17 protein-coding genes and 2 pseudogenes are annotated in these 19,213 nt (G+C 60.7%); 7 read left to right on the top strand and 12 right to left on the bottom strand.

Going from position 1 to position 19,213, the window contains the following annotated elements; translation table 11 throughout:
• Both EOD15_RS09925 and EOD15_RS09920 read left to right on the top strand, forming a co-directional pair.
• A pseudogene (locus EOD15_RS09925) lies at positions 1-134 on the top strand (thiolase domain-containing protein); the annotation flags it as partial.
• Positions 135-159: 25 nt separating this feature from the next.
• The gene (locus tag EOD15_RS09920) at positions 160-1,164 is read left to right on the top strand and encodes an asparaginase (RefSeq protein WP_127408449.1); all 1,005 of its coding nucleotides are present in this window, start codon (positions 160-162) and stop codon (positions 1,162-1,164) included.
• Here EOD15_RS09920 and EOD15_RS09915 read toward each other — a convergent pair.
• Positions 1,157-2,532 (bottom strand): annotated as a pseudogene (locus tag EOD15_RS09915) (TIGR03808 family TAT-translocated repetitive protein). The gene EOD15_RS09920 and the pseudogene EOD15_RS09915 overlap by 8 nt on opposite strands.
• A gap of 120 nt (positions 2,533-2,652) precedes the next feature.
• Here EOD15_RS09915 and greA point away from each other — a divergent pair.
• The gene (gene greA, locus EOD15_RS09910) at positions 2,653-3,126 is read left to right on the top strand and encodes a transcription elongation factor GreA (protein ID WP_127319077.1); all 474 of its coding nucleotides are present in this window, start codon (positions 2,653-2,655) and stop codon (positions 3,124-3,126) included.
• Here greA and EOD15_RS09905 read toward each other — a convergent pair.
• The 4 genes from EOD15_RS09905 to EOD15_RS09890 all read right to left on the bottom strand — a co-directional run bounded on the left by EOD15_RS09905 (position 3,123) and on the right by EOD15_RS09890 (position 7,363).
• Positions 3,123-3,512 carry a type II toxin-antitoxin system death-on-curing family toxin gene (locus EOD15_RS09905; RefSeq protein ID WP_127319079.1) on the bottom strand — a complete coding sequence of 130 codons (390 nt, stop codon included), beginning with the start codon at positions 3,510-3,512 and terminating at the stop codon, positions 3,123-3,125. The genes greA and EOD15_RS09905 overlap by 4 nt on opposite strands.
• Positions 3,509-3,730: an AbrB/MazE/SpoVT family DNA-binding domain-containing protein gene (locus EOD15_RS09900; protein WP_127319081.1), complete on the bottom strand. Its 222-nt coding sequence runs from the start codon at positions 3,728-3,730 to the stop codon at positions 3,509-3,511. Before EOD15_RS09900 ends, EOD15_RS09905 begins: the two co-directional genes overlap by 4 nt.
• 70 nt (positions 3,731-3,800) lie before the next feature.
• Positions 3,801-5,924, bottom strand: coding sequence for a methylmalonyl-CoA mutase (scpA, locus tag EOD15_RS09895; protein WP_127319083.1), 2,124 nt, complete (start codon positions 5,922-5,924; stop codon positions 3,801-3,803).
• A complete protein-coding gene (locus tag EOD15_RS09890) occupies positions 5,921-7,363 on the bottom strand; it encodes a methylmalonyl-CoA mutase subunit beta (protein WP_127408448.1) in 1,443 nt (480 codons plus the stop codon). Before EOD15_RS09890 ends, scpA begins: the two co-directional genes overlap by 4 nt.
• A 347-nt stretch (positions 7,364-7,710) precedes the next feature.
• On the opposite strand from EOD15_RS09890, the gene EOD15_RS09885 reads away from it, so the two are divergent.
• Complete coding sequence (locus tag EOD15_RS09885) at positions 7,711-9,258, top strand: helicase HerA-like C-terminal domain-containing protein (protein ID WP_127319087.1); 1,548 nt, start codon at positions 7,711-7,713, stop codon at positions 9,256-9,258.
• Between the two features lie 89 nt (positions 9,259-9,347).
• On the opposite strand, the gene EOD15_RS09880 is transcribed toward EOD15_RS09885, so the two are convergent.
• The 5 genes from EOD15_RS09880 to EOD15_RS09860 all read right to left on the bottom strand — a co-directional run bounded on the left by EOD15_RS09880 (position 9,348) and on the right by EOD15_RS09860 (position 14,533).
• Positions 9,348-9,824 carry a nuclear transport factor 2 family protein gene (locus tag EOD15_RS09880; RefSeq protein WP_236382862.1) on the bottom strand — a complete coding sequence of 159 codons (477 nt, stop codon included), beginning with the start codon at positions 9,822-9,824 and terminating at the stop codon, positions 9,348-9,350.
• Positions 9,825-9,881: 57 nt separating this feature from the next.
• Positions 9,882-10,670 (bottom strand): N-acyl homoserine lactonase AttM, encoded by a 789-nt coding sequence (attM, locus tag EOD15_RS09875; RefSeq protein ID WP_127268346.1) that lies wholly within the window; start codon positions 10,668-10,670, stop codon positions 9,882-9,884.
• Positions 10,667-12,265, bottom strand: a complete 1,599-nt coding sequence (locus tag EOD15_RS09870) for a sugar ABC transporter ATP-binding protein (RefSeq protein ID WP_245463627.1) — start codon at positions 12,263-12,265, stop codon at positions 10,667-10,669. The genes attM and EOD15_RS09870 overlap by 4 nt, the downstream gene beginning before the upstream one ends.
• Positions 12,222-13,262 (bottom strand): ABC transporter permease, encoded by a 1,041-nt coding sequence (locus EOD15_RS09865; protein WP_245463626.1) that lies wholly within the window; start codon positions 13,260-13,262, stop codon positions 12,222-12,224. Before EOD15_RS09865 ends, EOD15_RS09870 begins: the two co-directional genes overlap by 44 nt.
• A gap of 167 nt (positions 13,263-13,429) precedes the next feature.
• Positions 13,430-14,533, bottom strand: coding sequence for a sugar ABC transporter substrate-binding protein (locus tag EOD15_RS09860; RefSeq protein ID WP_127319089.1), 1,104 nt, complete (start codon positions 14,531-14,533; stop codon positions 13,430-13,432).
• 284 nt (positions 14,534-14,817) lie between these two features.
• Here EOD15_RS09860 and EOD15_RS09855 point away from each other — a divergent pair, with 284 nt between their 5' ends.
• The gene (locus EOD15_RS09855) at positions 14,818-15,528 is read left to right on the top strand and encodes a FadR/GntR family transcriptional regulator (RefSeq protein WP_127319091.1); all 711 of its coding nucleotides are present in this window, start codon (positions 14,818-14,820) and stop codon (positions 15,526-15,528) included.
• Between the two features lie 118 nt (positions 15,529-15,646).
• Here EOD15_RS09855 and EOD15_RS09850 read toward each other — a convergent pair whose 3' ends face one another.
• Both EOD15_RS09850 and EOD15_RS09845 read right to left on the bottom strand, forming a co-directional pair.
• Positions 15,647-16,471: a L,D-transpeptidase gene (locus tag EOD15_RS09850; RefSeq protein ID WP_127269960.1), complete on the bottom strand. Its 825-nt coding sequence runs from the start codon at positions 16,469-16,471 to the stop codon at positions 15,647-15,649.
• Between the two features lie 170 nt (positions 16,472-16,641).
• Positions 16,642-17,304: a haloacid dehalogenase type II gene (locus tag EOD15_RS09845; RefSeq protein WP_027035819.1), complete on the bottom strand. Its 663-nt coding sequence runs from the start codon at positions 17,302-17,304 to the stop codon at positions 16,642-16,644.
• Between the two features lie 157 nt (positions 17,305-17,461).
• Here EOD15_RS09845 and EOD15_RS09840 point away from each other — a divergent pair, with 157 nt between their 5' ends.
• Together EOD15_RS09840 and EOD15_RS09835 are read left to right on the top strand one after the other, a co-directional pair.
• Positions 17,462-18,340 (top strand): branched-chain amino acid aminotransferase, encoded by an 879-nt coding sequence (locus EOD15_RS09840; protein WP_127269956.1) that lies wholly within the window; start codon positions 17,462-17,464, stop codon positions 18,338-18,340.
• A gap of 106 nt (positions 18,341-18,446) precedes the next feature.
• Positions 18,447-19,046 carry a superoxide dismutase gene (locus tag EOD15_RS09835; protein WP_013532667.1) on the top strand — a complete coding sequence of 200 codons (600 nt, stop codon included), beginning with the start codon at positions 18,447-18,449 and terminating at the stop codon, positions 19,044-19,046.
• Positions 19,047-19,213: the final 167 nt, after the last annotated feature.

Genomic DNA, 19,213 nt, shown 5'->3' with positions numbered 1-19,213 from the left:
ATGTCTTGACCGCCATGCAGCTTGTCGGCGAGGCCGGCGGCATCCAGGTGCCGGGCGCCAAGCTTGGCGGCATCTTCAATATGGGCGGTGCCGCGGTCGCCAACTACGTTTCCATTCTCGACCGGATCAGGTAAACCGCCCGCATTTACGGGAGGGTTCATGACAAATCCGGTTCTGATCGAAGTGTTGCGCGGCGCGATCGTCGAGAGCGCGCATCGCGGCTCAGTCGCGGTCTTCGATGGCGACGGCAAGCCCGTCTGGGAGATCGGCGACACAGCCAAGCCGGTGTTTCCGCGCTCGGCGGTCAAGGCGATCCAGGCACTGCCGCTGGTCGAAAGCGGTGCGGCCGATGCCTATGGCTTCGGCAACCGCGAACTGGCGCTAGCCTGTGCGTCCCACTCGGGCGAGCCGGCCCATGTCGAACTGGCGCGATCCATGCTGTCCAAGGCCGGGCTGGACGGATCAGCGCTCGAATGCGGCACGCATTGGCCGTCCAATCATGACGCCGAGATTGCGCTCGCCCGCGCCGGCGGTTCACCGAACGCGTTGCACAACAACTGTTCCGGCAAGCATTCCGGCTTCCTCTGCACCTGCGTCCACGCCGGCATTGCGCATCGTGGCTATGTCAAGCCGGGACATGGCTTGCAGGAGCTGGTGCGCGACGCCATGCAATCGGTGACGGGTGCTGTCCATGGTGAGGACCAGCGGGCCATCGATGGCTGTTCGATCCCAACCTATGCGGTGCCGCTCAGGAGCTTTGCGATCGGCTTTGCCCGCATGGCCACGACATCAGGTTTTGGCCCCGAGCGAGCCAAGGCCGCGAGGCGGCTACTTTCCGCCTGCATGGCCGAGCCCTTCTTCGTTGCCGGCAGCGGCCGCGAAGACGTCGCACTGATGGAGGCCGCACCAGGGCGGATTTTCACGAAGGGCGGCGCCGAAGGCGTCCATTGTGCCGCAATTCCGGAGCTTGGTCTCGGCATCGCGCTCAAATGCGATGATGGCGCCGGCCGTGCCGGCGGAGCCATGATTGCCGCCGTCCTCGCCAAACTGTTGCGCGCCGACGAGGCATTGGCGTTCAAGCTGAGCGAGTTGGCAAACACGCCCATCGAAAACCGCAACGGTGTCAAGGTCGGGGCGCTGAGGCCGACGGCAGCCCTCAACTGACGTGATTGCGCTCGACGGTCAGATGCGCATAGCCGGTATCGTTTGACGAGGCGAGGTCGCCCGTTGCGGGCTCGGCCCAACGCTGGCCGACAACCGCACCGTTGAGCGCGCCGTCGATGATATTGTCTGAAATGACCGCCGTGCCGGCACCCTCGACCACGGACACGACGATGCCGGTTCCGGCCTTGCGGATGATGTTGCCCGTAGCGACGACATTGCGCAGGTAGGGACCCCAGCCGATCTGCATGCCATAAAGCGGCGCGTTCTCGATGACGTTGTTGGAAACGGTGGTGTCGGCCTCAACGCCGATGCCGACGCCAAATCCCGGCGAGTCGGCGGGGTAGGGACCGCTGGTCGACAGATTGCGCACGATGTTGCGGAGCAGACGCCCATGCGGCCGCCTTCGTTGAAATTGACGATCGAGATGCCGTTGGCGGCGCCGTCGACGATGTTGTTGCTGATGATGGCGCCTTCGAACGAGAACTCGGAATAGACCGCCGTTTCGCCCGAGCGCGAGCAGGTGTTGCCCGATATCTGCAGGTTGCTGGCGCTGTTGGCGCGGATCGCCGAGAAGGCGCAGTCCGAGACGATGTTGCCCGAGATGACGACATTGCCGGCGCGAAAGGCATTGATGCCGTTGCCGTTCTGCCCGGTTCCGCCGCTGCGTGCCTGGATCCGTTGGACGCGGTTGCCGGTGACCATGGTGCCGTCTTCGGCCACCTGCCAGCGGTGCACGAGGATGCCGCCATTGGCGCAATCGGAGACGGTGTTGCCCGTAATGGACAGCCCGCCAGCCTCGACCGAGTAAATGCCGGCATCGGCGGCGCCCGATATCTCGCTGCGCTCGATCCGGCCGATCGCGTGTTCCAGCGCCAGTCCGTTCTTGCCGCTGCCGGTGATCTGACAATTGTCGATGGCGAGGTGCGCGATACGGCGCAGATCGAGCAGCCCTTGCGTGTAATCGCCCATCGTGCGGTTCGAACCATCAAAGACCAGACCGCTGAGTTCGATATGGTCAGCCTGTTCGGCCATGAAAAGGTGGCCGTCACCGCCGTAAACGACGCGCGTCGCGCCCGGCACCCCGGAAAGACGTACGCGGCCGGGCAGTGAAAGATTGGAGACGACATAGGTGCCGGGCGGCAGGAACACCGGCATATCGCGGGCATTGGCGTCACGCAGCAGCTTGGCGAAGGCCTTGCTCTGATCGTCTGATGTGCCGGGCTGCACGCCGAGTTCTGTGGCATTGATCGAGCCGCGCATCGAGGCTTTCTCGATGCCGCTCAAGCTTGCGGCCACCGCCTTGCCGAGCGCAAGGCCCATGACGGCAAAGCCTGCGGTCCCGGTCAGCAGCGTTCGTCTGTTCAACATCGGCACAGAATCCCAGCGTTCAAGCCTGATATCGCAGGAATCGTGCCAGCCGTTATGTCTCTCACACCGAGGCCGCTACGATGGCTTGTCGTGCAGCCTTTCCGCGCCTAAGTTCAGGAAATGAGCAGAGCTTTCACCCGCGAGGAAGACAGCGAAAACGCCATCGCCGGCGTCGGTGAACGGCCGGTCAGCCACCATCGCAATCTGGTGACGGAACGCGGCCTGGCGCAGATCGAGGACAATCTCGCCGATCTGCGCGACATACTGGCGAAGGCCGAACGGAAAGCAGACCGCGAGCGCATCGCGGTCGTGTCGCGCGACCTGCGCTATTGGACCGCCCGGCGTGAAAGCGCCGAACTCTCCGTACCGGAGCCGGGCAGCGACGTGGTGCGCTTCGGCATGGGCGTCACGATCGAGGGCGACGACGGCAGGAAGGTCCACTGGAAAATTGTCGGCGAAGACGAGGCTGATCCCACCAAGGGTAGCATTTCGCATGTTTCGCCGATGGCGGTCGCCCTATTCGGCAAGAAGATCGGCGACTTGGCCAGCGTCAACGGCAAGGAATGGGAAATCGTCAAGCTTTCCGAGAGCTAATCCTCGATCTTGACGACATGGTCGCGGAAGAACGCCGCGGCTCCGGCTTCATCGATCTCGCCTGAAGCAAGGGCCATGACGAATTCGTAGAGCGTGCCGTTGTCGGCTGTCAGGACATGGCCGTTCACGATCAAAAATGCACCGGCTGCAACTATGGCCGTGCGCTTGTTGCCGTCGACAAAGGCATGATTTCTTGCGATGCCGAAGACATAGGCGGCTGCTAGGTCTTCAACCGAAGGGTTTTCGTAGTTAGCCTTGTTCTCGGCACGCGCGAGCGCAGATTCGAGAGCATTTTCATCTCTCAAACCTTGAGCACCGCCATGCCTGCGCAACTGCTCGGCATGCATCGCTTCAACCGCACGCCGGGTAAGGAACTCCCAGCTCATTCGGCGAGCTTCTGAAGCGCGACCTTGTATTTGTCCATGAACTTGCGAGCAGCTTCCATCTGCCGCTCGAAACTGTCGTCCATCGGCTCAAGGGCAATGCCCTTGTCCGTTTCGACGATCTGGAGCTGATCACCTGTCTTCATGTTCAGACGATCGAGCAGATCCTTGGGCAGGATCACACCTTCCGAATTACCGATCTTGCGAATGGTCGTGTTCATGACAGATATCCTGTTGCAACGCCGATTATAACTCGACCGGCGAGAAGTTGCAACAGATATTATAACAAGCCTAGCGGACCGCCAGCAGCCGGTCCAGCAGCCGATCCGCCGCCTCCGGAATAACAGTTCCCGGCGGGAAGATCTCGGCAGCGCCGGCCTGTCGCACCGCGTCATAGTCTTGCGGTGGGATGACGCCGCCGGCGACGATCAGCGTGTCGCCGCGGCCGAGCTTTTTCAGCGCGTCGCGCAGTTCGGGGATCAGCGTCAGATGTCCCGCCGCCAGCGACGAGGCGCCGACGATGTGGACGTCCTGTGCGACCGCCAGCCTGGCGATCTCCTCCGGTGTCTGGAACATCGCGCCGACGGTGACGTCGAAGCCGAGATCGGCGAAGGCCGTGGCGATGACCTTCTGGCCACGGTCGTGGCCGTCCTGACCCATCTTGGCGACCAGGATGCGCGGCTTGCCGCCGGTCTTCTTCTCGAAGGCGTCAAGCTTGTCCTGCAGCCCATCGACCACGGGATGATCGCCAAGCGCCTTGCGATAGATGCCGGAAATGGTCTGCACCGTAGCGATGTGGCGCCCAAACGCCCTTTCCAACGCGAATGAAATCTCGCCGACCGTGGCATTGGCGCGCGCGGCGCGGATGGCGAACTCCAGCAGGTTTTCATTGCCTTGCGCGGCACGGGTCAGCGCATCGAGCGCGCTTTCGACGGCGGCGACGTCGCGCGTGCCCTTCAGCCGTTGCAGCTTCGACAATTGCCGGGCCCTGACCTCGGCATTGTCGATCTTCAGCACGTCGACCTCGATGTCGGTCTCGGGCCGATGGGCGTTGACGCCGACCAGCATCTGCTCGCCGGAATCGATCCGCGCCTGCGTGCGCGCGGCGGCTTCCTCGATGCGCAGCTTGGGAATGCCCTGTTCGGTCGCCGCCGCCATGCCGCCGAGCGCCTCGACCTCCTCGATATGGGCAAGAGCGCGCGCCGCCAGATCATGCGTCAGCCGTTCGAGATAGGCCGAACCGCCCCACGGGTCGATGATGCGCGTGGTGCCGGATTCCTTTTGGAGGATGAGCTGGGTGTTGCGGGCGATCCGCGCCGAGTGGTCGGTCGGCAGTGCCATCGCCTCGTCGAAGGAATTGGTGTGCAGCGACTGGGTGTGGCCCTGCGTTGCCGCCATCGCCTCGATCATGGTGCGGACAATGTTGTTGTAGGGATCCTGCGCTGTCAGCGACCAGCCAGAAGTCTGGCAATGGGTGCGCAGCGACAGCGAGCGCTCGTCCTTGGGCGAAAAATTCTTCTGCATCAGGGTCGCCCACAACAGGCGCGCGGCCCGCAGCTTGGCGACTTCCATGAAGAAATTCATGCCGATGGCCCAGAAGAAGGACAGGCGAGGCGCAAAGCGGTCGATGTCGAGGCCCGCCGCGACGCCGGCGCGGGCATATTCGATGCCATCGGCGATCGTGTAGGCGAGCTCAAGGTCGGCCGTCGCGCCGGCCTCCTGCATGTGATAGCCGGAGATCGATATCGAATTGAACTTCGGCATGTTCTTCGATGTGTATGAGAAGATGTCCGACACGATCCGCATCGAAGGCTTTGGCGGATAGATGTAGGTGTTGCGGACCATGAACTCCTTCAAAATGTCGTTCTGAATGGTCCCGGCGAGATCCCTCTGTGCAACGCCCTGTTCTTCCGCGGCGACGATGTAAAGCGCCATGATCGGCAGCACCGCGCCGTTCATCGTCATCGATACCGTCATCTCGTCGAGCGGAATGCCGTCGAAGAGCTGCCGCATGTCGAGGATGGAATCGATGGCGACGCCCGCCATGCCAACATCACCGGCAACGCGCGGGTGGTCGCTGTCATAGCCGCGATGCGTGGCGAGATCGAAGGCGACCGACAGCCCCTTCTGGCCGGCGGCAAGGTTGCGCCGGTAAAAGGCGTTGGAATCTTCGGCCGTCGAGAAACCGGCATATTGCCGGATCGTCCAGGGCTGCTGGACATACATGGTTGGGTAAGGGCCGCGCACGAAGGGCGGCAGCCCCGGATAGGTGTCGAGATGCGGCAGCCCCTTGAGATCGCTTTGATTGTACAGATGCTTGGCTATGAGCCCTTCCGGCGTGGTCCGCTGGCCTTTGACCTCGACAGGCGCGCGGCGTGGCGGGACCCAGCCGATCTGGCCGAAGTCCGGGATCAAGAGCCGGCTCCGATCGATTGGTCGATGCGGACTGGAAACAGCGGCTCGCAGACGGCAACGCCTTCGGTGAAGGCCGGCCGCCGTTCCGCCGCCAGCGTCTCGACCGGACGTTCGTCTTTCGATGGATAGAGCGTGGTGCCGATGATGGCCCGTTCACCTGTGCGGTAGGCTGCATTGCGCTGCTCCGCCGCTGCGTGGACGCGCTTCTGGATGTGTCCGTCCTGAAGGCTGGACAGGACACCGCCCTCGGCTTCGATCGTCTGCAACTCCGCCCAGGCCAGTTCGCACAATTCCGCGGTCAGCGCCTCCACAGCGCCGGAACCATAGGCGGGATCGGTGACATGATCGATATGGCTTTCATGGGCCATGATCAGCTGCGTGTTGCGGGCAACACGACGGGCAAAACCCGCCGGCAGACCATGCGCGATCGTGTGCGGCAGGATGGAGATCGAATCGGCGCCGCCGCACGCCGCAGCAAAGCATGCAATGGTGGTGCGCAGGATGTTGGTCTCCGGGTCCATCGCCGTCATCATGCGAAACGACGTCTCAGCATGGATACTGGCCGTGGATGTCGGGATCGAACAAGCCTCCTGCGTCCGCGCCCAGAGCCTGCGCAGCGCCCGCATCTTGGCTATCGACAGCAACTGGTCCTGGTCGACGCTGAGTGCAAAACCGATATGAGGTGCGGCATAGACAAGCGGCTGCCGCGCAGTCTCGAACATTCTGAGGTAGGAGACAGCCGAAGCCAGCATGATGCCAAGTTCCTGCGCTTCCGTGGCGCCGGCATTGTGGAACACGCGCCCGTCAGCTTCCAGCAGCACGCCCGGAACGCCCATCGCAAAGAAATGCGCCAGCGACTGCGGCATGGAGGCCCGCAGCGCCTCGATCGACATGCGCAGCCGACCGGTTCCCGCGAAGATCGCTGCTGGATCGATGCCGAAGGAGAGGTTGAGTTTTGCCGGGTCCGACCGCCGCTTGCTCAGGAAAGCGACCAGCCAGTCGGCCACGGCGCGGCTCCAGGGATGGGCGTCGATGCGAACCTGGATGCGGTTGAGCGGTATGCCGTCAAGCACCGCCTCCAGCGCCTCCGCTGTTCTCGGCAAGCCGTAGCCGAACGCGTTCGGCGCCCCCTCGAAGACCAGCGACAATCCCGTGGCACCCTGTGCCACATCCTCCAGCGCTTGGCTTTTGGCGCGGTTGGTGTCGGGATCGTCGACCCGCTGGCTGACGATCCATGGCGATTTCGGGTTTGCGCGTACGATCGGTTCCGCCGCGGTGCTGCGGTCGTAGAGCGGTTCGATACGGATGTTGTCGTCGCTGTGCGAGACCAGCCTTTCCTCGAAGGAAGCGCCTGCCAAAGCCTTTTCCGCCAATGCGAGCCATCGCTGGCGCTCGATGTTTTCGGGTTCCACGTCCTGGATCAAGGCTCCGGCGCCCATCCGTCCTCCTCGTTTCATGCGGCCGCACCGGCCGGGAGCGGTTCAGTCTACGGTCCCCGGTCCGATATCGCAATGCAATGCGCTTTCAGAGACCGGATTCGATCCATCAGATATAGGTCAGTCCGCATGGACGACGATTGCCAAACAGCGGCAAAATCCGCAAGCTCCAAAAACCCGATTTGACCGAATGGGGCGATTTGGACGAATGGCCCGGATTTGGACGAATGGCCCCGATTTGGACGAATGGCCCCGATTTGGACGAATGGCATTGTCGCTGTGCAATGGCCTCACTATACCTGCGGCAAGGCCACTGGCTTTAGACACATCAGTTTGCGGAGACCGGACATATGGCTGACGACACCAGTATTTTCATCGGCGCCAGCCGCAAGCCCGACGACAGCTATCAGCGTGCCGAGCAACTGTTGCTACGATATGGGAATCGTCACGGCCTGGTGACCGGCGCCACCGGTACCGGCAAAACCGTCACCTTGCAGATCCTGGCCGAAGGATTTTCCAACGCCGGCGTGCCTGTGTTCTGCGCCGACATCAAGGGGGATCTGTCGGGCATCGCGATGATGGGCACGGCACAGGATTTCCTCGTCAAGCGGGCCGAACAGGTCAAGCTCGATCCTTATAACTTCCAGGAATTCCCCGTCATCTTCTGGGACTTGTTCGGCGAACAGGGTCATCCGATCCGCGCCACGGTCTCGGAAATGGGGCCGTTGTTGCTGTCGCGCCTGATGAACCTGACCGAGGCGCAGGAAGGCATCATGAACATCGCCTTCCGCCTGGCTGACGAGGAAGGTCTGCTGCTGCTCGACATGAAGGACCTGCAGGCGCTCTTGGCCAACATCGCCGAGCGTGCCGACGAGATCGGCTCGCGCTACGGCAACGTGACGAAGCCATCGGTCGGGGCGATCCAGCGCACGCTGCTGGTCCTGGAGCAACAGGGAGCCGCAAATTTCTTCGGCGAACCGGCACTGCGTATCGCCGATATCATGCGCACCACCCGCGACGGACGCGGCGCCATCAGCGTGCTTGCCGCCGACAAGCTGATGATGAATCCGCGGCTCTACGCGACCTTCCTGCTATGGCTGATGTCGGAACTGTTCGAGGTGCTGCCGGAAGTCGGCGACCCCGACAAGCCGAAGCTGGTGTTCTTTTTCGACGAGGCGCATCTTCTGTTCGACGAAGCACCCAAGGTGCTGATCGATCGCGTCGAACAAGTGGTCCGACTGATCCGCTCGAAGGGCGTCGGCGTCTATTTCGTCACGCAGAACCCGTTGGATATCCCTGAAAAAGTCCTGGCCCAGCTCGGCAATCGCGTCCAGCACGCGCTGCGCGCCTATACGCCGCGTGAGCAGCAGGCAGTCCGGACGGCGGCCGAAACGTTCCGGCCAAATCCCGATTTCGACTGCATGACCGCCATTACCCAGCTTGCCACGGGCGAAGCGCTGGTCTCGACGCTGGAGGCCAAGGGTGTCCCGTCCATGGTGCAGCGGACCCTGATCCGCCCGCCGTCGTCGCGCCTTGGACCGATAACGGCAGCCGAGCGACAAAAGCTGATCCAGGAAAGCCCGGTCGCCGGCCAGTACGATCAGGCCGTCGATCGCGAGTCGGCTTTCGAAATGCTGCAAAAAAAAGCCAAGGACGCGCACGATGCCGAAGAGCAGGCCCAGCAGGCCGGCAGCGGCGGCTCGCGCTGGACCATTCCGGGCTTCGGCAATGACGATCCCGCGCCGCAATCCGGTGGCAGGCGCACATCTGCACCGCGCCCGTCCAACCGCCAGACGGTGGCCGAGGCGGCGATCAAGTCGGTGGTGCGCTCGGTTGGCTCGTCGGTCGGCCGGGCAATCGTGCGCGGGATATTGGGGAGTCTGTCGAGGGGCAGGTAAGGAGCGGCAGCTATGCGCCACCCGTCGCGCGAGTAGAACACCCGTTGCTCAGCGCGGTTCCTGGCGAGCCTCGCCACTGTCCGTAGACTTTATTTATCCCGGATCAGCTCAGAGAAATGGTGCAGATAAATCTGCCAGTCACCATTGATTCTTGAAACAACGAACGAAGTCCTGACCCTATTTTTTACGACAGAGCCGTCACGATAGTAATTAACGATATCGCCAAACCCTTGCGCCGCGAACAGACCTCGACTCAACGATCTCGTATTCTGGTCGACAAGCGTTAAATTCACTTTTTCTAGTATGAGTTGATAGCTTCCAAAATACTCCTCTATTTCAGATCGTCCGACGTACAACCTAGGCAGTAGACCGAAAAAAAGAGCGTCCTGCGTATAAATCTGGGAGAGCAATTTCTTATCCCATGGCGCGGAGGCCTCGTTCCAGCGCTGCTGGATTTGATCGAGAGCAGCCTTGTGCATCTGGTAAATACTCTCGTGCAACCCGCCACGCGTACCGCGCCGCCTTGTTGAGGCGGTCCGCGCGCGCAACTGATTTTGAAGGACCATTTTGGTTTTTAGCGGTGCGGCCGGCGATCTTCAGCCGGCCGCATATTTCAGCGGAACCTAGTCATAGTATTCCGCCGGAGCTTTCTTGAACTTCTTCCAGGTTTCCATGTCGTGGCCTGGCACGACAATCGCGTTTTCTTTCTCGGCGATGCGCCGCAGCCTTCTGACGGAAGCAGCGGCTTCCTGCGCGGACGTCAGCGCGCCGGGCAGGCATTTCTCTTCCCAGTGATCCATCGTGTAAGCGGCGTCGATTGCGAGAAGGATCGAACCGGTGTTGGGCAGCCTTACCATGATGGACTGGTGGCCGGGGGTGTGTCCCGGAGACAGGAAAGTCTGCACGCTGCCATCGCCGAAGACATCATACTGGTCCTCGCCCTCCATCACGTCCCAGTTGATGCCATCCTTGGTCAGATCCTTCTTGATATAGCCGCCTTGCATGAACCAGTCGGCGGCGAACGCCCATGCAATCTCCCGCCGCTGCACAAGATGGCGGGCTTTTGGGAAATTGCCGCAGGCGCCGGAGTGATCGAGATGCAAATGCGAATGCAGCACGAACTTGATATCGTCGGGCTTCATTCCGATCTTGCCGAGTTGGTTCACGCAGCCCTCTTCGGGATCCATGATAGGATAGTATTTCTTGGTGGTGTCGCCCCACCAGCCAACCGGATCACGCGCTGCTTCAACCGCTGTGCCGCCGTCGATAACGATGTTTCCCTTGGGATGGACGATTAGGTACCAGGGGATTGGGGTGAAGAACTCGTCCTGGCTGTAGCCAAGCTTGATATCGACCTCTTTCTGTCGAATCTGCCCAGTCTGGAACATGTAGAGCCTGATATCCGTGCTCATCTGCTTTCCTCTTCTGTTGAACGGGTGACGTGCGGCGGCGACGCCGTGTGTCGCGACTTGCCGCTCAGGGTGACGGCCAGAAGGTCGTCATATGTCCAGCTCTTTTTCGGTGCCTCCGCGACGCAGTTGCCGTCATGAATGACCATGATCCGATCGGCGAGCGCGAGCATTTCGTTCAGGGACGACGAAATGAGCAGGACTGCGGCGCCATCGCGGGCAAGTTGCAGTATGATATCGTAGATTTCCTTGATCGCACCGACATCGACGCCGTTGGTCGGCTCCACGATGATATAGACGGTGGCTTTCGCACTCATCCATTTGCCGATGACCAGCTTCTGTTGATTGCCACCGGAGAAGAAGCGCACCTGCGTGGAGGAAGCGCGTGGGCGCACCGCAAGCTGGTCCAGCACGGCTTCCGCATATCTTTTCATGGTGCCGGGCCGGATCATCAAAAAATGTTGCAGCGAATGCAGGACCGGCAGGCAGATGTTTTCGGCAGCCGAGAGTGCGGGAAAAAGGGCTTGTTTGCGCCGGTCCTCGGGGATCAGCGCGATGCCTGAACGACGTGCAGCGATCGGGGTGGCCAGATTGACCGCTTTGCCCCGCACCTTTGCCGTGCCGGAATGCCGGCTGATGCCGCCAAGCGCCCGTGCGACATCTTCCATCCCGCCGCCAACGGGACCGGTGAAGCCCAGCACCTCTCCGGCTTGTATCTTGAAGCTGAGGGGCGCCAACTGCGCCGTGCCGAGGCCAGCAACCTCAACCAGGACTTCTGGACGGACGCTATTGCCATCATTGTAGGTCGCAAGCTCAGAGCGGCTGCGGTCCACCATGAGTTCAGTAACGCGGTCTTCGGTGACCTCGCCACGATTAAGGGTTCCGGAAACAAGTCCCCCTCGAAGGATCGTGGCGCGGTCGCAGATCTGCTGGACCTCTCGAAGCCGATGGGAGATGTAAACGATGGCTATCCCCTGCGCTTTGAAGCCATCGACGATCCGAAAAAGAACTTCCGATTCCGCTGCCGAAAGGCGAGCTGTCGGCTCATCAAGAACGATCAGTTTGTAGCGCCGATGGAACAAGGTCGCCAAGGTGACGAGTTGCATCTCGGCTGCGGACAGTGCACCGGCAAGCCGCCGCACGTCGAGCTCGATGCCCATTTGCGACAGAATCTCCGCAGCTTCGTCATGGATCGCCCGGTCGCTTATACCGATCCTCCCAGGCTCATTGCCAAGAAGGATATTTTGCCCAACCGTGAAGCTGGATACCAGTTCTGCGTCCTGATAGACCGCTCCGAGGCCCAGCCGATGGGCTTCCGGCGGGCTGGAAACCCTGACCGGTGACCCTTCAAGGAAAATCTCACCGGCGCTCGGGGCATAGACACCCGTCAAGATTTTGATGAGGGTCGACTTGCCCGCACCGTTTTCACCAAGCAGGCCGTGCACCTCGCCGCGCAGAAAGCTAAGGCTCACGCCCTTCAACGCTTTGGTGCCGGCGAACTCCTTCTCGAGATTCTTCAGTTCAACCAGTGGTGTCGCGTTCATCGCCGTCACCTCAGATAAACTTGAGATGGACTTCTTCACGGTTGAGAAGCGCATTTGCTCCAACCGCGACGATGAGCACCAGTCCCTGGAAGATGTGGCGGGCGGCAAAGGGGAAGCCGACCATATTCATCCCGGAATCCACCATATACAGGAAAAAGACGCCAACGAGAGTGCCAAACAGATGTGGCTTGCCCTTTCCGAGCACGGTTGCGCCAAGGAACACCGCGGCGAAGGCCTCGAGGAGGTAGCCCTCGCCACCGACCGGTTGCGCCGAGGATGAGATAGCGGTCACGATCACGCCCGCAATCCCCGACATCAATGCCGAAAGCACGAATGCGAGGATGACCCATCGATAAACGTTGATCCCGGAGTAGAACGCCGCCATCGGATTGTCGCCGACCGCCGCGATGTAGTGGCCGATCCGTGTCCGCGCTGCGGCGATGAGGGCTACGATGAACACCGCCACCAGGATGATTACGGGCACACCGACGATTCCGAGCTTACCCTGGCCGAGATAAAGAAATGCGGTTTCGTCGTAGCTAACTGGGACCTGATAACCGCCCGTGATAAAAACGTTGATCCCATCGAGCACGAACATCACGCCAAGCGTGACGACAATGCCCGATAGCCGTCCATAGGTCACCAGAAGCCCGTTCACCACACCGATCAGGCATGCGGCAAGCAGAGCAAACACGATTGCAAGCCAAGGGCCGGTGATAGGGATCAGAAAGGCGACGAGGATTGATGATGTCGTCACTGTGAGACCGATCGAAAGGTCAAAGCTCCCCGCGATCACGACCCAGGTCAATCCCATAGAGACCAACGCACTGACGATCATCGAAAAGAGGATGTTGTTCAAGTTGGAAGCGGTGGCGAAGTAGGGCGAGGCTATGGAAAATCCAACGGCGGCCACGACCAGGACGATGATTGTTCCCCATTGTCTGAGAAACCGCATGACGGCGGATTCGCGTCTTCCCGCTGGCACTGCGTTGACGGCAGTGCCCTTGGCTGTGTTCGCCTTGGCAAGGCTTTCCTGCTCCACATGCGTCACTTTTTAGATTCCAGTCGTTCGTTGATCAGATGCAAGGGTACGGTCCAGTGCCACGCGATTGCCGTCACCAAATGGATTGGGTCCCGGCACCCTTCGGCACGAGTCGCATTCTGCTGAAAGCGGGGCATACGGCGGCAACGCTCTGCTCGCCGTATGCCAGTTCGCGTCTAGCCGCCGTACTGTTTCAGCAGGGCGATTGCCTGCTCGTCCCAGCTTTTGAGTTCGGCGAGAGCCTCGCTCGCCTGATCCGGCGTCTTGGTGATCACGGGGATGCGGTAGACGATATTTGGCACGTCCTCGCCTCGCGCGAGCTTAACCGCGAGTTCGCCGGTCTTGCGGCCGATTTCAGGGAAGGGCGAGTCGCAGCTGAAGACCACCGGCACCTGCTTGGCCGCCCAGGCTTCAAGGAACTGGGTCGACAGGTAGTGATTGAACAGCGGAACGTCGTCCCTGTTGATCTGTTTCAGCGCCTGCGCCGCGCCGAGCGTGAATGGCCACCACCACGAGATGAAGGCCGCAAGCGAACCAGGCTCCGGATGGGCCTGCAAAAGCGACAGCATGTTCTTACGGCCGACCGAAATCTCATCGGTCGTGCCCTGGCCGCCGTCGATGAAGGGCAGCACCTTCATGCGCGGCTCGTAGCGGCACATGAGTTCGAACATGTCCACTTCCATGTCGAACGGCGTGAAATAACCACGCTGTTCCGCGGTCTGGGCGAAGGTGCCCTGGCGGCCGGTATAGTTCTGAACGAAGTAGCCGAGCGTGGTCGCAGTTCCCCAGACATCGTCCATGACGGCCGGTGAATTCTTGACCGGAATGGTGAAGCCGACCGTCTTGATGCCTCTCTTGTGCGCCTCGTCCGCAATATAGGCGGTTTCGGATTCTTGCGAGTAGATCCCCATCACAAGCGCGTCGATCCCGCGGTCGAGCAGCGCCCGCTCGGCGGACTGTTCGCTTGGCTTTGTCGGCTCGCCGCGAATCGTGACGACCTCGCCTCCGGCATCGAGCACCGCCTTGACGATCTGCCAGCAGCCACGGCGCCACGGCTGATTGAACGGCCCGTAGGTCAGCGGGACGCCAATGCGCACCTTCTTGCCGGCAGCGGGCGGCGTTATTTCCTCGGCGCTGGCAAGTATCGATGTGCTTGCAAGCGCCGCGCCGCCGATCAGACCGCCCACACTCTTCAGAAGAGTCCGGCGATTGAAATCGGTGTATTCGGTGGCCTCTTGTGCAAGCCGGCGTAACCGTTGCGGATCATCAAAAATATTCATGCGCTTCCTCCCGTTTCTTTATCCGTTCTTGCGAAGACCCGACCGGTCACCTCAGCGACTGAGCGTTCTCACGCTTCGGACCGTTGCCGACACGACATCCCAGCGTTCGCGCACCAGCAAGGCGTTGGTACCGCATGTCCGCAGTTGCCAATGAACCATATTGCCAGGTTGCCTGACAAGTTAAATCTGCTATTCTGACAAAAGAAAATTCGCGGCAGCGTGGGTACAACAGAGCCACAACAGCTTAGATGTGTCGTCCGAAAGCGACGATGTTGGAGCACCGTATGGTCTATGATGAAAAGGTTAGACGAGGACCTTCACTTGCCGATTCCGTAGCCTCGAGGATCAGGAGTGACATCACTTCGGGCGCACACGCCAAGGGCGACAAGCTGCCAACGGAGCACGAGCTATCGGAAAAATATGGTGTGAGCAGGCCGATCGTCAGGGAAGCAATCGGCATCCTCAAACGCGACGGACTCGTTGCAACCCGGCAGGGTCTAGGGGCGTTCGTAATCGAGACGAAGGAGATGGCGTTTCGATTGGCCGGTGTTGATCTGACCGATGCATTGGATGTTGAAAACATCATCGAGCTTCTGATGGCGGTGGAATCGGCTGCAACAGCTTTGGCTGCCGAACGGCGCTCAGCAAAGCAGCTTGCGGCGATTGAAATGCAATTGCATGCCATCCAGCGGGCGTTCGACAACGATGAAGCCGGCGTTGAGGAGGATATGGCCTTTCACAGAGAGATCGTCGATGCCTGCGGCAATCCGCATTTCAAGGAAATGTCCAATTTCCTGGAGTCGCATGTACGGAATTTTATCCGAAAGGCTCGCGCCAGTTCGCTGCGAAATGCCCTACTCTCCCAAGTTCAGGAAGAGCATATCGCCATATTCATCGCGATCGCGGAGGGGAATCCACAAGAGGCTCGCAAAGCTGCGGAAAAGCACCTTCGAGGAGCTGCAAATCGACTGTCCTTGCATCTGGGACTGAAGTGAGCCCGTTCGCCTAAAGTGCGCTCCCCAGTGAGATCAGGGTGTGAACGTCCCTACATTGGCGCCCGCTGAGGAACAGCTAAAGCTCCTCAGGGGGCAAACCTCGTCACGCCCCCGCAGATCAGAAGATCGAATTGGTGATCGCCTTGACCGGTCCAAGCAGCACCGATCCGTCTGGCACGCCGGCGTCGATCGGGATCGCCTGTCGGTTGGCCGTCGCCACCATGGGTTGGCTGGCGTCGCTGGTCACGACGACCGGAGTCTTCGAGGGCACGCGATCATAGAGGTCGATAATGTCCTGGTTCATCAGACGCACGCAGCCTGACGAGACCGACTTGCCGATCGACCGCCACTCAGGCGAGCCGTGCAGACGATAGAGCGTGTCGACATTGCCCTGGAACAGATAGAGCGCGCGTGCGCCGAGCGGGTTCTTCAGGCCGCCGGGCATGCCGCCATTGTCGGCGCTATAGGGCTTCAATTCCGGCTGACGGGCGATCATTTCATCCGGCGGCGTCCACTTCGGCCATTTCTGCTTCCACTGAACGACGGCGTCGCCGGACCATTCGAAGCCGGCGCGGCCAAGGCCGACGCCGTAGCGTATCGCCTGACCGCCTGGACGAACCAGATAAAGGAAGTGGCCGGTGGTATCGACGACTATGGTTCCCGGCTTCTGTCCCGTCGGGTCGGGAACGATCTGACGCAGGAACTGCGGATCGATCTTGTCGACGGGGATGGCCGGCAAATCGAAGCCGCCGTCGCTGACAGCGGCGTACATCGTCACATAATCGGCCAGAGGCGGCTCGACATAGGTTGGTGGCGGCGGCTCGACCGGACCCGGCCCGGTGGTAGCGCATGCGGAAACCGCGATCGAAGCGGCGCCCAGGGCTGCGGCGTTGAGAAAGCCGCGACGGCTCAGGCGAAAAGATTCGATTTCGGTAATGGACATGGTTGCCTTCTTTAAGTCTCAAATCGCAACAAAACGTGAATTCGCCGACAGTTGCGCGGGTGCCTGACAACACCTGGGGCGATAGGCGGTTCCGATTCTGGCCCGAACGTGGGCAAACAAAGGCGAAGCTGTGACCAGGCTGCTACTGTGGCGCCAGAGACACAGGTTTCCTAGCTGCCGGGCACAAGGGCTTCGAGCGACGGCAGGATAAGGGCCGGTGGAAAATCCCGGTATTCTTCGGGCTGGTTGGAGCGGTTGATCCACACCGTGCGAAAACCGAATTTGGTGGCGCCAGCAATGTCCCAGCGATTGGACGACTGAAAGGAAACCGCGCCGGGGTAAAGGCGCCAGCCGGTGGCGACCATATCGTAGACCGCCGGGTCGGTCTTGAAGCGCCGCACCCTATCGACGGAATAGATGTCATCCAGAACCTGGTCGAGCGCGGCGGATTTGACCGCCGCCTGCAGCATTTCGGGCGAGCCGTTGGACAGGATCGCCAGCCTCGCTCCCGAAGCCTTGAGCGCCTTGAGCACGGCCGGCACTTCCGGATAGCAATCCAGCCGCCAGTAGGCATCCAGCAATATCGCCTTGAGACCGGGGTCGGCCGAGGGAACTTTGCGCAAGGCGAAATCGAGCGCCTGTTCGGTCAGTTGCCAGAAATCGGCATAGGCGCCCATCAGCGTGCGCACCCAGGAATATTCGAGCTGCTTGGCGCGCCAGATCTCGGACAACAATTGGCCGTCCGGCCCGATCCGGTCGGCATGACGACGCACGGCGGCATGCACGTCGAACAGCGTGCCATAGGCGTCGAAGACATAGGCGGCGTATTGCATGACAACAGTTTTGAGGGCAGGTGCGACAAGGTGCAAGCTTTGATTGCATTGCGCCCCGGCACTGGCCTCAACAAAACTCCATGATGCCGGTTGACGGCGCCCGCCAAAGCATCTTCCAATGGCCGTCACACGAGACCGACTGAGGCGGGACCACACGATGACACTGGCGGCTGCGGCGCAATCCGCGACATGGACTTTCGTCGATGGTGATTGGCACGAGGGCAACGTCGCCATTCTGGGGCCGCGCAGCCACGCCATGTGGCTCGGCACCAGCGTGTTCGACGGTGGCCGCTGGTTCGAAGGCGTGGCGCCGGATCTCGACCTCCATGCCGCCAGGGTGAATTCTTCGGCGATCGCACTCGGCCTGAAGCCGAACATGAGCGCCGACAAAATCGTCGGGCTGACATGGGACGGGTTGAAGAAGTTCGACGGCAAGACGGCGGTCTATATCAGGCCGATGTACTGGGCCGAGCATGGCGGCTATATGGGCGTCCCGGCCGATCCGGCGTCTACCCGCTTTTGCCTTTGCCTCTATGAATCGCCGATGATTCCGGCGACTGGCTTTTCGGTGACCGTGTCGCCGTTCCGGCGTCCGACCATCGAAACCATGCCGACCAACGCCAAGGCCGGCTGCCTTTACCCCAACAACGGTCGGGCCATTCTCGAAGCCAAGATGCGCGGCTTCGACAACGCAATGGTGCTCGACATGCTGGGCAACGTTGCCGAGACCGGGACCTCGAACATCTTCCTGGTCAAGGACGGTCATGTCTTTACACCGGCGCCGAACGGCACCTTCCTGTCCGGCATCACCCGCTCGCGCACGATAACGCTGCTTGGCGAGTATGGGTTCAAGACCACGGAAAAGACGCTGTCGGTGCGCGATTTCCTCGAAGCGGACGAAATTTTTTCGACCGGGAACCATTCCAAGGTCGTGCCGGTCACGCGTATCGAGGATCGCAATCTGCAACCCGGGCCGGTGGCCAAAAAGGCGCGCGAACTCTATTGGGATTGGGCGCATTCGACTTCCGCTGCTTGAGCGGATAAAAAGGCGACCGACGCTTCATCCGGAGTTGTCCCAATCCATTCCAGACCTATCTTACTCCGGTATCGACACCGGATTTTTCCACGAGGGAGTACTATCCATGGCCTTTGAATTGCCCGCTCTGCCTTACGACTATGAGGCCTTGCAGCCTTACATGTCGAAAGAGACGCTGGAATATCACCACGACAAGCACCACAAGGCGTATGTCGATAACGGAAACAAGCTCGCCGCCGAGGCAGGCTTGGGTGATCTGTCGGTCGAAGAGGTGGTCAAGCAGTCGTTCGGCAAGAATGCCGGCCTCTTCAACAATGCCGCCCAGCACTACAACCATATCCATTTCTGGAAGTGGATGAAGAAAGGCGGCGGCGGCAACAAGCTGCCGGGCGCCTTGCAGAAGGCAGTTGATAGCGATCTCGGTGGCTATGACAAGTTCAAGGCCGACTTCATTGCCGCCGGCACGACCCAGTTCGGTTCCGGCTGGGCCTGGGTTTCCGTCAAGGATGGCAAGCTGGCGATCTCGAAGACGCCGAACGGCGAGAACCCGCTCGTCCATGGCGCGTCGCCGATCCTCGGGGTCGATGTCTGGGAGCATTCCTATTACATCGACTATCGCAACGCCCGGCCGAAATATCTCGAGGCGTTCGTCGACAGCCTGATCAACTGGGACCATGTCCTTGAATTGTACGAAAAGGCGAAGTGATCGATTTCCAGGAAGCCCCGGTATCACCCGGGGCTTTTCTTTTTCAGTGTCCCATAAAAAGCAAAGATCTGGCAAAAGTCGTCCGGGGAGGGAATTTTCCTCCTACGGCATCCGTTAACGTCCTGTTCCGAAATGCCTTCATCATGGAGCCAATTGAATGAGAAAGC

The organism is Mesorhizobium sp. M7A.T.Ca.US.000.02.2.1, from assembly GCF_003996995.1.
Lineage (GTDB): Bacteria > Pseudomonadota > Alphaproteobacteria > Rhizobiales > Rhizobiaceae > Mesorhizobium.
Note: the sequence above shows the minus strand (reverse complement) of the source record. Positions and strands in the feature narration are given on the sequence as shown.

Coding starts and splice junctions, on each gene's coding strand:
- EOD15_RS09920 (WP_127408449.1), top strand. CDS start 160: ATGACAAATCCGGTTCTGATCGAAGTGTTGCGCGGCGCGATCGTCGAG.
- greA (WP_127319077.1), top strand. CDS start 2,653: ATGAGCAGAGCTTTCACCCGCGAGGAAGACAGCGAAAACGCCATCGCC.
- EOD15_RS09905 (WP_127319079.1), bottom strand. CDS start 3,512: ATGAGCTGGGAGTTCCTTACCCGGCGTGCGGTTGAAGCGATGCATGCC.
- EOD15_RS09900 (WP_127319081.1), bottom strand. CDS start 3,730: ATGAACACGACCATTCGCAAGATCGGTAATTCGGAAGGTGTGATCCTG.
- EOD15_RS09890 (WP_127408448.1), bottom strand. CDS start 7,363: ATGGGCGCCGGAGCCTTGATCCAGGACGTGGAACCCGAAAACATCGAG.
- EOD15_RS09885 (WP_127319087.1), top strand. CDS start 7,711: ATGGCTGACGACACCAGTATTTTCATCGGCGCCAGCCGCAAGCCCGAC.
- EOD15_RS09880 (WP_236382862.1), bottom strand. CDS start 9,824: ATGGTCCTTCAAAATCAGTTGCGCGCGCGGACCGCCTCAACAAGGCGG.
- attM (WP_127268346.1), bottom strand. CDS start 10,670: ATGAGCACGGATATCAGGCTCTACATGTTCCAGACTGGGCAGATTCGA.
- EOD15_RS09870 (WP_245463627.1), bottom strand. CDS start 12,265: ATGCGCTTCTCAACCGTGAAGAAGTCCATCTCAAGTTTATCTGAGGTG.
- EOD15_RS09860 (WP_127319089.1), bottom strand. CDS start 14,533: ATGAATATTTTTGATGATCCGCAACGGTTACGCCGGCTTGCACAAGAG.
- EOD15_RS09855 (WP_127319091.1), top strand. CDS start 14,818: ATGGTCTATGATGAAAAGGTTAGACGAGGACCTTCACTTGCCGATTCC.
- EOD15_RS09850 (WP_127269960.1), bottom strand. CDS start 16,471: ATGTCCATTACCGAAATCGAATCTTTTCGCCTGAGCCGTCGCGGCTTT.
- EOD15_RS09845 (WP_027035819.1), bottom strand. CDS start 17,304: ATGCAATACGCCGCCTATGTCTTCGACGCCTATGGCACGCTGTTCGAC.
- EOD15_RS09840 (WP_127269956.1), top strand. CDS start 17,462: ATGACACTGGCGGCTGCGGCGCAATCCGCGACATGGACTTTCGTCGAT.
- EOD15_RS09835 (WP_013532667.1), top strand. CDS start 18,447: ATGGCCTTTGAATTGCCCGCTCTGCCTTACGACTATGAGGCCTTGCAG.